At 71.8% G+C, this 16,064-nt stretch carries 13 protein-coding genes; 8 read left to right on the top strand and 5 right to left on the bottom strand.

Features of this window, described 5'->3' with window-relative positions; all coding sequences use genetic code 11:
• The first annotated feature begins 232 nt into the window (after positions 1-232).
• Positions 233-1,831 carry an RNA polymerase sigma factor gene (locus ACLQ2R_RS13425; protein WP_425959801.1) on the top strand — a complete coding sequence of 533 codons (1,599 nt, stop codon included), beginning with the start codon at positions 233-235 and terminating at the stop codon, positions 1,829-1,831.
• Between the two features lie 171 nt (positions 1,832-2,002).
• Positions 2,003-2,929, top strand: coding sequence for a hypothetical protein (locus ACLQ2R_RS13430; RefSeq protein ID WP_425959802.1), 927 nt, complete (start codon positions 2,003-2,005; stop codon positions 2,927-2,929).
• 92 nt (positions 2,930-3,021) lie between these two features.
• Here the strand turns inward: ACLQ2R_RS13430 and ACLQ2R_RS13435 are convergent, their stop codons facing one another.
• Entirely contained in the window at positions 3,022-3,762 is a 741-nt protein-coding gene (locus tag ACLQ2R_RS13435; protein WP_425959803.1) for a YaaA family protein, read from the bottom strand.
• 46 nt (positions 3,763-3,808) lie between these two features.
• Here ACLQ2R_RS13435 and ACLQ2R_RS13440 point away from each other — a divergent pair, with 46 nt between their 5' ends.
• Positions 3,809-4,696, top strand: coding sequence for a GNAT family N-acetyltransferase (locus ACLQ2R_RS13440; RefSeq protein ID WP_425959804.1), 888 nt, complete (start codon positions 3,809-3,811; stop codon positions 4,694-4,696).
• 17 nt (positions 4,697-4,713) lie between these two features.
• On the opposite strand, the gene ACLQ2R_RS13445 is transcribed toward ACLQ2R_RS13440, so the two are convergent.
• Complete coding sequence (locus ACLQ2R_RS13445; protein WP_344896189.1) at positions 4,714-4,944, bottom strand: DUF7455 domain-containing protein; 231 nt, start codon at positions 4,942-4,944, stop codon at positions 4,714-4,716.
• 240 nt (positions 4,945-5,184) lie between these two features.
• On the opposite strand from ACLQ2R_RS13445, the gene ACLQ2R_RS13450 reads away from it, so the two are divergent.
• Positions 5,185-7,254 (top strand): DNA gyrase/topoisomerase IV subunit B, encoded by a 2,070-nt coding sequence (locus tag ACLQ2R_RS13450; RefSeq protein ID WP_425959805.1) that lies wholly within the window; start codon positions 5,185-5,187, stop codon positions 7,252-7,254.
• 165 nt (positions 7,255-7,419) lie between these two features.
• Here ACLQ2R_RS13450 and ACLQ2R_RS13455 read toward each other — a convergent pair whose 3' ends face one another.
• The gene (locus tag ACLQ2R_RS13455; protein WP_386245810.1) at positions 7,420-7,914 is read right to left on the bottom strand and encodes a beta-class carbonic anhydrase; all 495 of its coding nucleotides are present in this window, start codon (positions 7,912-7,914) and stop codon (positions 7,420-7,422) included.
• A 166-nt stretch (positions 7,915-8,080) separates the two neighbouring features.
• Here ACLQ2R_RS13455 and ACLQ2R_RS13460 point away from each other — a divergent pair, with 166 nt between their 5' ends.
• The gene (locus ACLQ2R_RS13460; protein WP_425959806.1) at positions 8,081-8,398 is read left to right on the top strand and encodes a hypothetical protein; all 318 of its coding nucleotides are present in this window, start codon (positions 8,081-8,083) and stop codon (positions 8,396-8,398) included.
• A gap of 204 nt (positions 8,399-8,602) precedes the next feature.
• Complete coding sequence (locus ACLQ2R_RS13465) at positions 8,603-8,983, top strand: VOC family protein (protein ID WP_425959807.1); 381 nt, start codon at positions 8,603-8,605, stop codon at positions 8,981-8,983.
• 306 nt (positions 8,984-9,289) lie between these two features.
• Here ACLQ2R_RS13465 and ACLQ2R_RS13470 read toward each other — a convergent pair whose 3' ends face one another.
• Positions 9,290-11,806 carry a DNA gyrase/topoisomerase IV subunit A gene (locus ACLQ2R_RS13470; RefSeq protein ID WP_425959808.1) on the bottom strand — a complete coding sequence of 839 codons (2,517 nt, stop codon included), beginning with the start codon at positions 11,804-11,806 and terminating at the stop codon, positions 9,290-9,292.
• Between the two features lie 357 nt (positions 11,807-12,163).
• Positions 12,164-12,754, bottom strand: coding sequence for a GNAT family N-acetyltransferase (locus tag ACLQ2R_RS13475; protein WP_425959809.1), 591 nt, complete (start codon positions 12,752-12,754; stop codon positions 12,164-12,166).
• A 240-nt stretch (positions 12,755-12,994) separates the two neighbouring features.
• Between ACLQ2R_RS13475 and ACLQ2R_RS13480 the strand changes: the two genes are divergently transcribed.
• Together ACLQ2R_RS13480 and ACLQ2R_RS13485 are read left to right on the top strand one after the other, a co-directional pair.
• Complete coding sequence (locus ACLQ2R_RS13480) at positions 12,995-13,819, top strand: TauD/TfdA dioxygenase family protein (RefSeq protein ID WP_425959810.1); 825 nt, start codon at positions 12,995-12,997, stop codon at positions 13,817-13,819.
• Positions 13,820-13,937: 118 nt separating this feature from the next.
• Entirely contained in the window at positions 13,938-16,007 is a 2,070-nt protein-coding gene (locus ACLQ2R_RS13485) for a RecQ family ATP-dependent DNA helicase (protein WP_425960044.1), read from the top strand.
• Positions 16,008-16,064 lie beyond the last annotated feature (57 nt).

Raw genomic sequence — 16,064 nt, forward strand, 5'->3', positions numbered from 1 at the left:
GGAGGGCAACCGCCAGGAGGCGGCCGTATGGATCACGGTGTCATGCCACAATGCTGGACAGGTGCGTCGCGGCTCGCGCGACCTCGCTAATCACGATCAGGGGTTAAAACGCCACTGATCGGGCATCTGGATCCATTCTCGTCACGCTTTCCTTCGAGAGGTGTTCGTGTCGCCTGCAAGTTCGACTCGCTCGAAGCCATCCGAGCTGAACGAGCCCGTCATTCAGCAGCTGATGGAGCGGGGGCGCTCGCAGGGGTTCCTCGAGTCCGAGGATGTCCGCAAGGCCGTCGAGGAAGCGGACATTCCGATGGCGCAGGTCGCTGGAATCCTGCGAAGCCTCAGCAAAGAGGGCATCACCGTACGGCTGACCGCCGAGGACTCCGCGGGTCCCAAGAAGTCCCGCCCCTCCAAGAAGCCCCGCACGGCCCCCGCCGCCCCGGCCGTCAACAAGAAGACCAAGACCGCCACGGCGGCGGCCAAGGAGCAGCCGGAGACCGTCACCGCGGTCGTCAGCGGCTCCGAGTCCGCGCCCGCCGCGAAGAAGCCGGTTCCCGCTCCGCCCAAGAAGGCCGCGCCCGCGGCCAAGAAGCCGGTCCCGGCCCCGCCCAAGAAGGCCGCGCCCGCCGGCGCCGCCGCGGCGGCCTCCGCGACCGCCGCCCCCAAGCCGCCCGCCGGTGAGGACGACGAGGTCATCGACCTCGAGGACGTCGAGATCGAGGACTTCGACCTGGAGGCCGTGGCCGAGGTCGAGGTCGAGGTGGAGGTCGAGGTGGAAGCCGAGGCCGAGGTCGAGGTGGAGGCCGAGGCCGAGGTCGAGGAGGAGCCCAAGGTCGTGGCCGTCGAGGTGAACGAGGACGAGGTCCTCATCCTCACCGACGACGACGACGACGCCCCGGTTCCCCAGGTCGCCGCCGCCGGCGCCACCGCCGACCCCGTCAAGGACTACCTCAAGCAGATCGGCAAGGTCCCCCTGCTCAACGCCGAGCAGGAGGTCGAGCTCGCCAAGCGCATCGAGGCGGGCCTGTTCGCCGAGGAGCAGCTCGGCACCGACGGCGAGAAGCTGCCGGTGGACGTCCGGGCCGAGCTGGAGTGGATCGCCGAGGACGGCCGCCGGGCCAAGAACCACCTGCTGGAGGCCAACCTCCGCCTGGTGGTCTCGCTGGCCAAGCGCTACACCGGCCGCGGCATGCTCTTCCTGGACCTGATCCAGGAGGGCAACCTGGGCCTGATCCGCGCCGTCGAGAAGTTCGACTACACCAAGGGCTACAAGTTCTCCACGTACGCCACCTGGTGGATCCGGCAGGCGATCACCCGCGCCATGGCGGACCAGGCGCGGACCATCCGCATCCCGGTCCACATGGTCGAAGTGATCAACAAGCTGGCCCGCGTCCAGCGGCAGATGCTCCAGGACCTCGGGCGCGAGCCCACCCCGGAGGAGCTGGCCCGCGAGCTCGACATGACCCCCGAGAAGGTCGTCGAGGTCCAGAAGTACGGGCGCGAGCCGATCTCCCTGCACACCCCGCTGGGTGAGGAGGGCGACAGCGAGTTCGGCGACCTCATCGAGGACTCCGAGGCCATCGTCCCGGCCGACGCGGTCAGCTTCACGCTCCTGCAGGAGCAGCTCCACTCCGTTCTGGACACGCTGTCCGAGCGCGAGGCGGGCGTGGTCTCGATGCGCTTCGGCCTGACCGACGGCCAGCCGAAGACGCTGGACGAGATCGGCAAGGTCTACGGGGTGACGCGCGAGCGCATCCGGCAGATCGAGTCCAAGACCATGTCCAAGCTCCGCCACCCGTCCCGGTCGCAGGTCCTGCGCGACTACCTCGACTAGGGCGCGGTCCCAGGACTCAAGGACACGTTCCGACCCGAAGGCCCGCGCCGCCCGGCGCGGGCCTTCGGCGTTAACGCCGGTGTAACGGCCCGGTAGCACACCGAGTGGAATGATCTTCTAGGCTTCCGCCCCATGGGTGTGGCGGAGGTTGACGGGACTCGCGTCCACGGGGTGCGGATCATCACCGAGCATCCGTGGTCGGACGCGGTGCTCGACGACGCGTTCGCCGCGGTGCGCGGGAGGGTCCTGGAGGCCGGCGCGGCGGCGATCGGCGCGACCCGCGGCGATCCGGAACGCCGGGCGCTCCGCGTCGAGGCGCTGTCCAGGGCGGCCGTCGGCCAGAGCCGCACCGTCGAGGCGCTGGCGGTCCTGCACGGGGCCGACCCCGACCTCTGGCTCTGGCTCGGGCGCACCCGCATCGAGGAGGCCTGGGCGATCAAGCCGGACGTGCGGGCGCGCGCCGTGCAGGCCCGGCGGCTCCAGGCGTTCCAGGAGGCCATGGAGGCGGCCAGGGATCCGCTCCTGCTCGCGGCGGCCCTCGCCCCGTCCGACCCGGTGCCGTGGGAGGCGATGATGTGGCTCTCCCTCGGCCTGGACCGGCCACGCCAGGAGAAGGACGCGCTCTGGTCCGAGGTCGTCCGCCGGCACCCGGCGCTCTATCCCGCCGCGGTGGCCCGCCTCATGGCGCTCTCCCCGGCCTGGGGCGGCGGCGCGCACGAGATGCTGGGGTTCGCCAGGCAGGCCGCGGCGCGGGCCCCCGACGGGGACCCGATGGCCGCGCTGGTGCCGCTGGCGCACTTCGAACGGGTGGCGTCGGGACGCTCACCGATGTCCCGGGGCGGCTGGTTCTCGGACGAGGCATTGCGCGAGGTCGTCTCGTACGCGGGCCGGTGGCTGGGCCGCGACTCCCACCCGCGCGCGATCGAGGCGCACAACCTCTTCGGGGCCGCCTTCTACCTGGCCGACCTGCGCCGGCCCGCGCGCGGGCACCTGCTGCGGACGAACGGCAGGGGCAGCCGGTTGCCGTGGTCCTACCTCGGAGACCCCGCCCAGCAGTTCGGCAGGGCCTGCTCGCGGCTCCACCTCGTCGCGGCCTGAGGCCCGCCCTCCGGGGAGCACACCGGCGGGAGGGGACGGGGCCGACCGGGGTGGACGGGATCGAGGGGGCCGGTGAACCGAGGAGCGGAGGATCACACCATGACGTCGAGCGTCCACGACCTGCCCGCGGCCGGGGCCGCGCCGAGAGCGACGGAGTGACCGAGATGGTCCAGCACCTTCGCGAGCTCCTCGGGACTCCGCGGGTCGGTGTCCCCTTCCAGCAGGGAGCGGGCGATCACCCCGCGGGTGGCCTTGGCCATGTGGCTGACCACCTTGCCCTGCCGCAGCACCCGTACCGCCACCGCCCTGGTGCCCGGCCGCCAGGCCGCGGCGTAGGTGCTGGAACGCAGGTCCACCACCAGGCCGGGCTCGGCGTCGAGCAGCGGGGTGATCCGCGGGCGCCAGAAGGCGCCCAGGGCGCCGAGCGGCGGCAGCCGAACCGCCATGGACAGCCGGTACGGCGGCACGCGGTCACCGATCCGCAGCACCCCCCACAGGCCGGAGAAGATCAGCAGGCTCTCCGACGCCCGGGCCGCCGCCTCCGGGGAGAGCGAGGCCAGGCCGAGGTTGTCGTAGAGCACCCCGGTGTAGAGGGCGGCCGCGGTCAGGGTGGGCGCGGTCCGCAGGAGCAGGTTCCTGCCGATCTCGCCGGCCGTTCCCGGGGAGAGCCCGAGCACCTCGGGGGCCGTGTCCCTCCCGCACAGGGCGGTGAGCGCCTCCAGCACGTCCCCCCTGGCCGGGGCGAGGGCGGGGAAGCTCAGCCGGGAGAGCTCCAGGGCCGGGCCGTCACCGCGCGAGGCCTTTCCCTCGGACGGGGGCAGCAGAATCAGCACGGTTGCCGAGCATAGTGCGGCGACCGGGGAGTTAGGATCCTTCATCATGATCGATGGGGGCTTCGACCGGCTGGTCGACCAGGCATGGCCCGCGATCCACCGGACGGACGCGGACGGCTGGGTCCTGCGCGCCTCGGGCGGGGTGACCAAGCGGGCGAACTCCGTGCTGCCGCTCGGTGAGCAGGATGATCTCCAGGCGGCCGTGGAGCGGGCGGAGGGGTTCTACGCCGAGCGGGGCCTGCCGTGCGTCTTCTCGATCGGAGGCGGCGCCACACCGGGCCTGGACGGGGTGCTGGAGGCGCGCGGCTACCGGAGGGTGGACCCGACGCTGGTCATGACCGCCGACCTGCCGCCGGACGAGGCCGGAAAGCACGGGAGCGGGGACCACGAGGTCCGGAGCCACGAAAACGGGGCCGGGGAGCACGGGAGCGGGGATCACGAGGCCCGGGGCCACGGAAACGGGGCCGGGGGACGCGGAAGCGAAAAGCCCGGGGCCTGGAGGCGCGGTGACGCGGAACACGGGACCGCGGAGCGTGCGGCCAGGGTCGAGCTCGCCGGGGAGCCCTCGCGGGCCTGGCTGGACACCTGGTGGAGCGTGGACGGCAGAGGCGGCGCCGACGGCCTGGAGACGGCCGCGCGCATCCTCACCGGAGTGCCCGCCACGTACGCGTCGCTGGGCCGTGAGGCCGTGGGGCGCGGCGTCGAGCAGGGCGAGTGGTTCGGGATCTACTCCATGGCCGTGCTGCCGTGGGAGCGGCGTCGCGGGCATGGCACAAGGGTGTTGCGTGCCCTGCTCTCGCACGCCCGAGGGCGGCGGGGGCAGGGCACACAGCGGGCATATTTAGTCGTGGTGGAGTCGAACACCGCCGCCACGACGCTCTACGAGCGTCATGGCTTCACGGCGACGGGCCGATATCACTACCGGGTCCGATGATGACTCCATCCGTCGGATTATCGTTCGTCGTTGCCTGCCGGTGCCGGAGTGTCGCTGAGACGCGCGGACTCATCCTGAATGCTTGCGCCCTTGTCTCTCAGCACTGCCACATGCTGACGCCCGTGGTGGGCGCAGAACAGCAGCTCCCCACCTACGGGCAGGGTCGCGCGGATGTAAGCCTGGGCGCCACACCGGTCACAGCGGTCCGCAGCGGTCAGCTGCTTGGCGGGGGCGAGGGTTCCAGTCACGTATCGCCTTTCAGGTCATCCCCTGAGGTGGAGGATCTGGCGCAGTCACTTGAGAGAACATCTAACCCGATACGAACGTTCCCAATCGACCCCCTGCTACGCCCAGAGCAGAAAGTGACCCACAGTGATGATGACCACGCCGGACGTGACGACGGCGCCCTCCAGGAGGCGGACCTGTACCCGCTCCGGCGCGAAGAACGGTAAGCTGCGCACACGTGTTCGACAGACGGGGAGTGGGGCGTGACCGCAGTTAGCGCGGAGACGGGTTATACGGCCCGCCACCTGTCGGTGCTGGAGGGTCTGGAAGCCGTCCGCAAACGCCCCGGCATGTACATCGGCTCCACCGACAGCCGCGGTCTCATGCACTGCCTCTGGGAGATCGTGGACAACGGGGTCGACGAGGCCCTGGCGGGGCACTGCACCCGCATCGAGGTCGAGCTGCACGCCGACGGCTCCATCGAGGTCCGTGACAACGGCCGGGGCATCCCGGTGGACGTCGAGCCCAAGAGCGGCCTGGCCGGCGTCGAGCTCGTCTACACGAAGCTGCACGCGGGCGGGAAGTTCGGCGGCGGCTCCTACGGCGCCTCGGGCGGCCTGCACGGCGTCGGCGCCTCGGTCGTCAACGCCCTGTCCTCACGCCTGGACGTCGAGGTCGACCGGGGCGGCACGATCCACGAGATCAGCTTCCGCAGGGGCGTTCCCGGCGTCTTCGACGGCGACGGGCCCAAGGCGAAGTTCAAGAAGAAGTCCGGGCTCCGCGACGGCGGCCCCGCCGCGAGGAACGTCACCGGCACCCGGGTGCGCTTCTGGGTCGACCACCAGATCTTCCTGCCCGAGGCCGAGGTCTCCCTCGACGAGATCCACGTCCGCCTCCGCCAGACCGCGTTCCTGGTCCCGGGCCTGACCCTGTCCGTGCGCGACAGCCGCGGCGAGGAGCCCGTCGAGGAGGAGTTCCACTTCGACGGCGGGATCTCGGAGTTCACCGAGTTCCTCGCCCGTGACGAGGCCGTCTGCGACGTGCTCCGCCTGCAGGGCACGGGCCACTTCCACGAGACCGTCCCGGTCCTCGACGACCTGGGGCACATGACCCCGACCGAGGTGCAGCGCGAGCTCACCGTGGACGTGGCGGTGCGCTGGGGCAAGGGCTACGACAACACCGTCCGCTCCTTCGTCAACGTGATCGCCACCCCCAAGGGCGGCACCCACGTCAACGGTTTCGAGCGCGCGCTCGTCCGCACGCTGAACGAGCAGCTGCGCGAGACCCGGCTGCTCAAGAACGGCGACGCCCCGGTCACCCGGGAGGACATCATGGAGGGGCTCACCGCGGTGGTGACCGTCCGGGTGCCCGAGCCGCAGTTCGAGGGGCAGACCAAGGAGGTCCTGGGCACCTCCGCGGCCTCCCGGATCGTCGCCCACGTCGTCTCGCGCGAGCTCAAGGAGCTGCTCACCAACCCCTCGCGCACCGCCAAGCCGCAGCTCCGCGCGGTCCTGGAGAAGATCGTCGCGGCGGCCAAGGCCCGCATCGCCGCCCGCGAGCACCGCGACAACCAGCGCCGCAAGACCGCCCTGGAGAACTCGGCGCTCCCGGCCAAGCTGGTCGACTGCCGCAGCGACGAGGTGGACCGCAGCGAGCTGTTCATCGTGGAGGGCGACTCGGCCCTGGGCACCGCCCGGGCGGCCCGCGACTCGGAGTTCCAGGCGCTGCTGCCGATCCGGGGCAAGATCCTGAACGTGCAGAAGGCCTCGGTCGCGGACATGCTCAAGAACGCCGAGTGCGCCGCGATCATCCAGGTCATCGGCGCGGGATCCGGCCGCTCCTTCGACATCGAGGCCGCCCGGTACGGCAAGGTCATCCTGATGGCCGACGCCGACGTCGACGGGGCGCACATCCGCTGCCTGCTGCTGACCCTCTTCCACCGGTACATGAAGCCGATGGTCGAGGCCGGGCGGGTCTTCGCGGCCGTGCCCCCGCTGCACCGGATCGAGGTCACCAACCCGGGCCGCGGGGACAGGTACGTCTACTGCTACTCCGACGCCGAGCTGCACCGGGTGCTGCGAAACCTGGAGAAGCGGGGCAAGCGCTGGAAGGATCCGGTCCAGCGCTACAAGGGCCTGGGCGAGATGGACGCCGACCAGCTGGCCGAGACGACCATGGAGCCCCGGCACCGCACCCTGCGCCGGGTCCGCATCCAGGACATCGAGGAGGCCGAGCGCATCTTCGCCCTCCTGATGGGCAGTGACGTGGCCCCGCGCCGGGAGTTCATCGTGGGCAGCGCCGCCGAGGTCGACCGCGACCACATCGACGCGTAGACCCGGCGCCCCGCCCCGGAGGGCGGACGCCGGGCCCGGTGCTCGGATTCGGGCCTCACCCCGAACCGGGCCCGATGCCGGTCGCTTCGGGGTGAGGCCCGGCACGGGCCGGTCCGGAGGCCCGGAGGCCGCGACTCCGGGCCTCAGAGGCTGGATGCCGGGGCCTCAGATGTCGATCGGCATCAGCTTCCCGGTGCGCACGTCGTAGATCGCGCCGCCCACCGGCATGCCCGCCGGGAGGAACGGGCTGGTCCTGATCCGGGTGAGGTCGTGGCGCAGCGCCGCGTCCTGGTCGGGGACGGTGTGGAAGTCCAGGCTGCGGGTGTCGACCCCGCGCCGGGCGGCGATCGCGTGCACCTCGTCGTCGGTGACCTTGGTCATGCCGCAGTCGGTGTGCGGCATCACCATCACCCGCTCCACCGCCAGCAGGTTGACGGCCAGGACGAGCGTACGCAGGACGTCGTCGGTCACCCGGGCCCCGGCGTTGCGAAGGATCTTGGCATCGCCCGGTTTGAGGCCGAACACCCCCAGGGGGTCGATCCGCGAGTCCATGCAGGTGACCACCGCGAGACCGCGCGCGGCCTTACCGGTCAGCTCGGCGTCGGTGAACGTGGCGGAGAACTCCTCGTTGGCGGCCAGCAGGTCGTCGAAGTCACTCACGTACGCATCCCTCGGTCGTTGGAATCAACGGATCAATGATGCTTCATTCCCGTTTCGCGCTTGTTTCCGGGCCCGTATCGCGTGACGACTTGACCAAGATCCTGCCACCGTCCGTCACTTGCGGTGATGATGGCGTCACCCGACGTCCGGCAGGGATGGAGACGTGATGAGCAGGACCGAATCGCTGGCCGACTATCTCCGTGACCAGGGGAGACGCAAACTGGATCGGGTCGAGGCCAGGGACGGGGGGCGCAACGCGCGCTCGGCGCTGGCCCTGCTCGACGCGGCCGTCTACACCCGGTCCCTGGAGGACGACGACCCGTTCGTCCGGCTCCTGGTGGAGGCGGGATGCTTCGGGCCCGACGGGGACGGCGACTTCGGCCCGACGGACCGGGTCGCCAAGGTCGTCCGTTTCTGGGAGACGGGTGAACCCTGGCAGCTGCTGATGGCGATCCGGTTCGCGCTCCAGGGCGCGCTCACCTGAGACCGCCACGCCACGATCCGGACCGGTCACGGGGGGGGCGACGCCGGGTTTGAGGGGGCGCGCCGGGGAAATACGGACCGGGCCAGGGGGAGGGGTAGGGCGGGCCGGAACGCCCGGCTCCCACCGGAGCCGGGCGGCGAGCACCGCCGGGGGTTTCCGGTGGCACTATCGGATATCCCGTTGACGCCGACGTCAGGAGGAAGTGTGAGCATCGCACGATTCAGGTCGATCGTTCTGGACTGCCCGGATCCCCACGGACTGGCCGACTTCTACCGTGCCCTGCTGGGCTGGAAGATCGACAGCGTGAGGGACGACTGGGTGGTGGTCGTCGGCGACGGTCCTGGACGGCTCTGCTTCCAGCTCGCCCCCGACCACCGGCCGCCCGACTGGCCGGGCAACGAGAGGCCGCAGCAGTTCCACCTGGACCTGACCGTCGACGACCTCGACGAGGCCGAGAAGGCCGCCCTGGAACTGGGTGCGGTCAAGCACCGGCACCAGCCGGCCGAGGACGAAGAGGACGGAGAAGGGGATTTCCGGGTTTTTCTCGACCCCGCCGGGCACCCGTTCTGTTTCTGCGTGGATTGACCGTCCTGGAGGATCTCAGGCCCTTCTGGAGGGTCCCGGGCCGCCCGGGGACGGTCCCGCGCTACTCCCGCGGCCTTCCCGGGCTCATGCCGGCCGGGGATTCGCGCCGGAACCGCGATCCCTGAGCGGGCACGGGCCGGAGGGCCCGTCCTCCGGCGGAGCCCGGAAGGCCCGCTGCCGCCAGACCTGGAAGGTCCCTCTCGACAGGGCCGAAGGCCGGCCCCGTTCGTGAGGCCGGCCCCCGGAAGAGTCGAAAGATCACTCCAGGGCGGGGCCGGAAGGCTCACTCCCGGCGGGTTCGTACGGTCAGCCCCCGACGGGAGCGGGTGAGCCGGAAAGCTCCCCGCCGGATGCCCGGGACTCCCGGGGCCCGCCCGCGCCGAGGGCACCACCCACGGCCGAGACGGTGTGGGTGAGCCGGAGCCCCGAGCCGTCGCGGCGGCCCAGCTCCTCGGGCAGCGGCACGGGCTTGCCCACGGCCGAGGCTGCGCGGACCGGCGCCGGACCCGCCCAGGCGAGCAGCAGGACGTCCTCGCCCTTGAGGAAGCGCTGGACACGGACGCCGCCGGTGCCCCGGCCCTTGGCCGGGTACTCGGAGAAGTCGGAGATCTTGGCGCCGCCGACCTGGGTGCCGGGCAGCGCGGTCGACGAACCGGCGATCGTCACCACGCGCGACTCGCGGGTGGGATCGAGCGCGCCGAACCAGATCACCGTGGCGCCGCCGTCCAGCCGGACGCCGGCCATGCCGCCCGCCGGACGGCCCTGCGGCCGGACGACCGAGGCGGGATAACGCAGAAGCTGGGCGTCGGAGGTGATGAAGACCAGATCGTCCTCCTCGCTGGTCAGCTCCACCGCGCCGACCACGCTGTCGCCCTCCTTGAGACCGATGACCTCGAAGTCGTCGCGGTTGGCCGGGTAGTCGGGCACGACCCTCTTGACCACGCCCTGGGCCGTGCCCAGCGCCAGGCCGGGCCCGTCGGGATCGAGGGAGCCGAGACCGACGACCGTCTCACCGGGGTTGAAGGTGACGTACTCCGCGACGGGGTGGCCGCCCGACAGCGAGGGCGGGTTGGCCGAGCGGGGGAGCGTGGGCAGGTCGACCACCTGGACCCGGATCATCCGCCCCTGGTTGGTGACCACGCCCACCTCGCCCCTGACCGTGCTCCGCACGGCGGAGAGCAGCACGTCGTGGGCCGAGCGATCGCCGTCCGCGGACAGCGGGGAGTCGTCGTGCGTGCGGGCCAGCAGGCCGGTGGAGGAGAACAGCACCAGGCACGGGTCGTCGGCCACCTCCAGGGGGGTCGAGGCGTTCCTGGTCACCCCCGAGGCCTCCAGCAGCACCGTGCGGCGCGGGGTGCCGAAGGTCTTGGAGACCTGGGCGAGCTCGTCGGAGACCACCTTGCGCAGCCTGTCGTCGGAGGACAGGATCGCGGTCAGCTCGGCGATCTCGTCGCGCAGCGTCTGGCTCTCCCGGTCGAGCTCCAGCTTGTCGTAGCGGGTCAGCCGGCGCAGCGGGGTGTCCAGGATGTAGTTGGCCTGGATCTCGGAGAGGTCGAAGACCTCCCGCAGGCGCTCACGGGCCTGGGAGGAGTCCTCGGAGGAGCGGATGACTCCGATGACCTCGTCGATGTTGAGCAGGGCCACGATGAGGCCCTCGACCAGGTGCAGGCGCTCCTCACGCCTGCGCCTGCGGTACAGCGAGCGGCGGCGGACCACGTCGATGCGGTGGTCGACGTAGACCTGCAGCAACTCGCGAAGACCCAGCGTGCACGGCTGGCCGTCGACCAGCGCCACGTTGTTGATGCCGAAGGTCTCCTCCATCGGCGTGAGCCGGTAGAGCTCCTCCAGCACGGCCTCGGGGATGAAGCCGTTCTTGATCTCGATGACCAGGCTGAGACCCTTGTGCCGGTCGCTGAGGTCCTTGAGGTCGGAGATGCCCTGGAGCTTCTTGGCGGTGACCAGCTCCCGGATCTTGGTGACCACGCGCTCGGGGCCGACGTTGAAGGGCAGCTCGGTGACGACGATGCCCTTGCGCCGGGGGCTGACCTGCTCCACGGCGCACTTGGCGCGCATCCGGAACGTGCCCCGGCCCTTGGCGTACGCGTCCCGGATGCCGTCCAGGCCGATGATCGTGCCGCCGGTGGGCAGGTCGGGGCCGGGGACGAAGCGCATCAGGTCGTCGAGCGTCGCGTCCGGCTTCTTGATCAGGTGGCGGGCGGCGGCGATCACCTCGACGAGGTTGTGCGGGGCCATGTTGGTGGCCATGCCGACCGCGATGCCGGTCGCCCCGTTGACCAGGAGGTTGGGGAAGGCCGAGGGCATGACCGTGGGCTCGGTCTCCTGGCCGTCGTAGTTGGGCTTGAAGTCGACGGTGTCCTCGTCGATCGACTGCACCATGGCCATGGCCGCCGAGGCCAGGCGGCCCTCGGTGTAGCGCATCGCGGCGGGCATGTCGTCGGGGGAGCCGAAGTTGCCGTGGCCGTCGATGAGCGGCAGGCGCATCGAGAACGGCTGGGCCATCCGGACCAGCGCGTCGTAGATGGCGGTGTCGCCGTGGGGGTGGAGCTTGCCCATCACGTCGCCGACGACACGCGAGGACTTCACGTGCCCCCGGTCGGGCCGCAGGCCCATCTCGCTCATCGAGTAGAGGATGCGACGCTGGACCGGTTTGAGGCCGTCCCTGGCGTCGGGCAGCGCACGCTGGTAGATGACCGAGTACGCGTATTCGAGGAAGCTGGTGCGCATCTCGGTGGAAACGTCGATGTCGACGATCCGCTCCTCGAAGCCCTCGTCGGTCGGGGGTGTGGTCGTCCGTCGGGCCATCTGTTTTCCTGCGCGTGCGCCCCGGCGGTCAGGCCGGGGGGAGGCGCATCCTCCTTCTGTCTTCGTGGGCGAACCGTTGGCGCCGGCTCCCGGAGAGGACCGGGCCGGAATGTCCGGCGGGAGACCGGCGACGGGGGCGACCGGGCATCGTACCGAGACTCGATACCATACCGAGGTCGCCCGACAGTTCCGGGTCCCGCCCGTCCCGCGGCGGGGATCTTCGCGATCCTGCGTGCCCCGGAGGGCCGCCGGGATCGCCGCTGGCACTCTCGCCCGGACACCGTGCCCCCGCGTGATCCTGGGCGTTTCCGGGGCCGCGGGGGTCGTGAGGGCCAGAAAGCCGCCCTCCCGCGCATCTCAGGGGCCGTCAGGGGCACCGGGGCGGGGACCCGCGCCCGGCCAGGGGCCGGGAGTCTCGCCCTCGCAGGCGTCCCCGGGCACGTTCACCCGCGTGTCGTAGACCCTGAAACCGCGGGCGAGGTAGTTGGCGACCGCCACCGGGCCGTCGAGGGTGCAGGTGTGCAGCCACACCCTCCGGGTCGGCTCCCGTCCGGGCCACCGGCCGGCCAGGTCCCAGGCGCGGGCCGTCACGGCCGCCAGCAGGTGCCCGCCGAGCCCCCTGCCCATCGCCCAGGGCAGCAGCCCGAAGGAGGCGATCTCCACCGCGCCGTCGTCCTGCGGGGCGAGTTCGGCGTAACCCGCCGGGGTGCCGCGGTGGTAGGCCACCCAGGTCTCCACGCCGCCGTCCAGCCACGTCGCCCACTCGGCCCAGGTCCACGACAGCCGCTCGGTCCAGTGCCAGTCCCCGCCGACGGCCGTGTAGAGGAACCGGCCGAACTCGGGGGAGGCCTCCTCGGCGCGTACGACGTCGACCTCGATCGACGGCGGTCTCGCGGCCCGCAGGTCCGATCGCGAGGTCTGTTCGAGGTATCGGGTGATGACGTCCATGGTGGATGCATCAAACCACGACGCGGAACCGGGCGGGCCCCGCGCACCGCGGACGCGTCCCGGCCGGTCCCGCGACCCCGGCCCCTCCTGTCAGGGCCGTTCCTGGCCACCCGTGCGCACGTTCACTTGACCAAGCGGTTGCTTGATTAAGAGGGCCGGTCTACCCTCGGGAAAAAGGGCGGGCCACGGTCCGCCCGATCAGGTGAACGCCGTACGGCCACGATGGAGAGGCGTCCGAGGATGGTCGAGTTCAAGCCCGTGACCAGGCACATCGGCGCCGAGGTGAGCGGCGTCGACCTGCGTAGGCCGTTGTCGCGCGACCAGGTGGAGGAGATCCGCCGGGGCTGGCTGGAGCACAAGGTCCTCTTCTTCCGCGACCAGCCCATCGACGACGAGGAGCACATCCGCTTCGCGGAGAACTTCGGCACCATCAACCACCCCGCCTTCAAGAAGGACGGCGGCACCCCCGTCCACGTCCTCGACCAGATCGACCCCAGGGGCGAGGGCGGCGACGAGTGGCACAGCGACAACACTTTCGAGCCGGTCCCGCCGATGGGCTCGCTGCTGCGCTGCGTGCAACTGCCCTCCGTCGGCGGCGACACCCTCTGGGCCAACGCCCAGCTGGCCTACGAGACGCTCTCGCCTCCCCTCCAGCGGCTCTGCGAGGAGCTCACCGCCATCCACGACATCACCGCCTCGATGAGGAAGGCCATCTCCAAGGGGCACGACTTCGACCTGGCCGAGGTGCAGGCCAAGTGGCCGCCCATCGAGCGTCCCGTGGTACGCGTGCACGCCGAGACCGGCCGCAAGGCGCTCTTCGTCAACCGGGCCTCGACCACCCGGCTGGTGCAGCTCTCCGACCGCGAGAACGAGGCCCTGCTGCCGTACCTGATCGACCACATCCGCTCGCCCGAGTACCAGGTCCGGCTCAACTGGCGCCCGGGGACCCTGGCCTTCTGGGACAACCGCGGCACCCAGCACTACGCGGTGGCCGACTACACCGAGCGCCGCCGCATGCACCGCGTGACGATCAACGCCTTCCCCGAGCACGTCGACCCCGGCTGACCCCCGCTGGCCCCGCCCGATCCTCCCCGTCCCGCGCCCCCGGAGGGGGAGAACGCGCCCGGGCGGGGAGAAACAGTCGGCCGGACCTGGTACCAATGACCGGGTGAGCGAAGAGCTGATGCTGCGCGAAGAGGCCGAGGAGCGGCTGCGGGCGCTCGCCGGGGAGCACGCCCGGCTGCGCGAGGACCAGTGGGCGGCGATCAAGGCCCTGGTCATGGACCGGCGGCGCGTCCTGGTGGTGCAGCGCACCGGGTGGGGCAAGTCGGCGGTCTACTTCATCGCCACCGCGCTCCTGCGCGAGCTGGGCGAGGGCCCGACCGTCATCGTGTCGCCCCTGCTGGCGCTGATGCGCAACCAGATCGCCGCCGCCGAGCGCGCCGGGATCAACGCGGTCACGGTCAACTCGGCCAACCCCGAGGAGTGGGAGCAGGTCTACACCCAGGTCGCCGAGGGCGAGGTGGACGTGCTGCTGGTCAGTCCCGAGCGGCTCAACAACCCCGACTTCCGCGACCACGTGCTGCCCGAGCTGGCCGAGAGCGCCGGCCTGATCGTGGTCGACGAGGCGCACTGCATCTCCGACTGGGGTCACGACTTCCGCCCGGACTACCGGCGGCTGCGCACCCTGTTCGAGGAGCTCACCGAGGGCGTGCCGATCCTGGCGACCACCGCCACCGCCAACGCGCGGGTGACCCGCGACGTCGCCGAGCAGATGGGCGAGGAGACGCTCGTGCTGCGCGGCGCGCTGGAGCGCGACAGCCTGCACCTGGGGGTCGTGCGCCTGCGCGGCGCCGAGCAGCGCCTGGCCTGGCTCGCGCAGACCCTGCACGAGCTGCCCGGCTCCGGCATCGTCTACACGCTCACCGTCGCCGCCGCCCAGGAGATCGCCGCCTACCTGCGCGAGCAGGGGCACGAGGTGATCGCCTACTCGGGGCAGACCGAGCAGGCCGAGCGGCTCGCCGCCGAGCAGGCACTGCTCGACAACAAGATCAAGGCCCTGGTCGCGACCTCGGCGCTCGGCATGGGCTACGACAAGCCCGACCTGGGCTTCGTCGTCCACGTCGGCGCCCCGCAGTCCCCGGTCGCCTACTACCAGCAGGTCGGCCGGGCCGGGCGCGGGGTCGAGCGGGCCGAGGTGATCCTGCTGCCCGGCGCGGAGGACCGCGACATCTGGGCCTACTTCGCCTCGCTGGCCTTCCCGCCGGAGCCCGTGGTGCGGTCCGTGCTGGCCGCCCTGGAGGAGGGCGGCGTGATGTCCACCGCCGCCCTGGAGAACCGGGTGGACCTCAGCCGCAGCCGCCTGGAGACCATGCTGAAGGTCCTCGACGTCGACGGCGCGGTGCACCGGGTCAAGGGCGGCTGGGAGTCCACCGGCGAGCCTTGGGGCTACGACGCCCCGAGGTACGCCCGGGTGGCCGCCGAGCGCGAGGCCGAGCAGCGCGCCATGCTGGAGTACATCGACACCACCGGCTGCCGCGAGGAGTTCCTGCGCCGCCGCCTGGACGACGACACCGCCGCCCCGTGCGGGCGCTGCGACAACTGCACCGGCACGCACCGCGGCGCCGAGGTCGACGAGCGGGCCGTACGCGCCGCGGCCGACCGGCTGCGACGGCCCGGGGTGGAGGTCGAGGCGCGCAGGCAGTGGCCGACCGGCCTGACCGACCTCAAGGGCAGGATCAAGCCCGAGCTGGGCGCCGAGCCCGGGCGGGCGCTGGGCAGGCTCACCGACATCGGCTGGGGCAACCGGCTGCGCGCCCTGCTCGCCGAGGGCGCCCCGGACGGGCCGGTCCCCGACGACGTCTTCGCCGCCGTGGTCACGGTCCTCTCCTCCTGGGAGTGGGGGACGCGCCCGGTCGGCGTGGTCGCGGTGCCCTCCTCCACCCGCCCGCTGCTCGTGCGGAGCCTGGCCGAACGGCTGGCCACGGTCGGGCGGCTGACCTACCTGGGAGACCTCGGCTACCGGTCGGGCCCTCCCGGGCGGCAGTTCAACAGCGCCCAGCGCGTCCAGGCGATCCGGGGCACCCTGGCCATGCCCGCGGCGCTGGGCGCGGCCGTCGCCTCGGCGGGAGGTCCGGTCCTGCTCGTCGACGACCTGGTCGACACCGGCTGGACGATGACGCTGGGCGCCGCCATGCTCCGCCACGCCGGCGCCCCGGCCGTGCTGCCCCTCGCCCTGGCGGTCACCAGCTAGGGGACGCCCCGGACCGTGGCCCGCGCGAGGTCCGCGCGAGGTCCGGGTCCCGGCGGG

Source organism: Streptosporangium sp. DT93 (assembly GCF_049844535.1).
In the GTDB taxonomy this organism is placed as follows: domain Bacteria; phylum Actinomycetota; class Actinomycetes; order Streptosporangiales; family Streptosporangiaceae; genus Streptosporangium.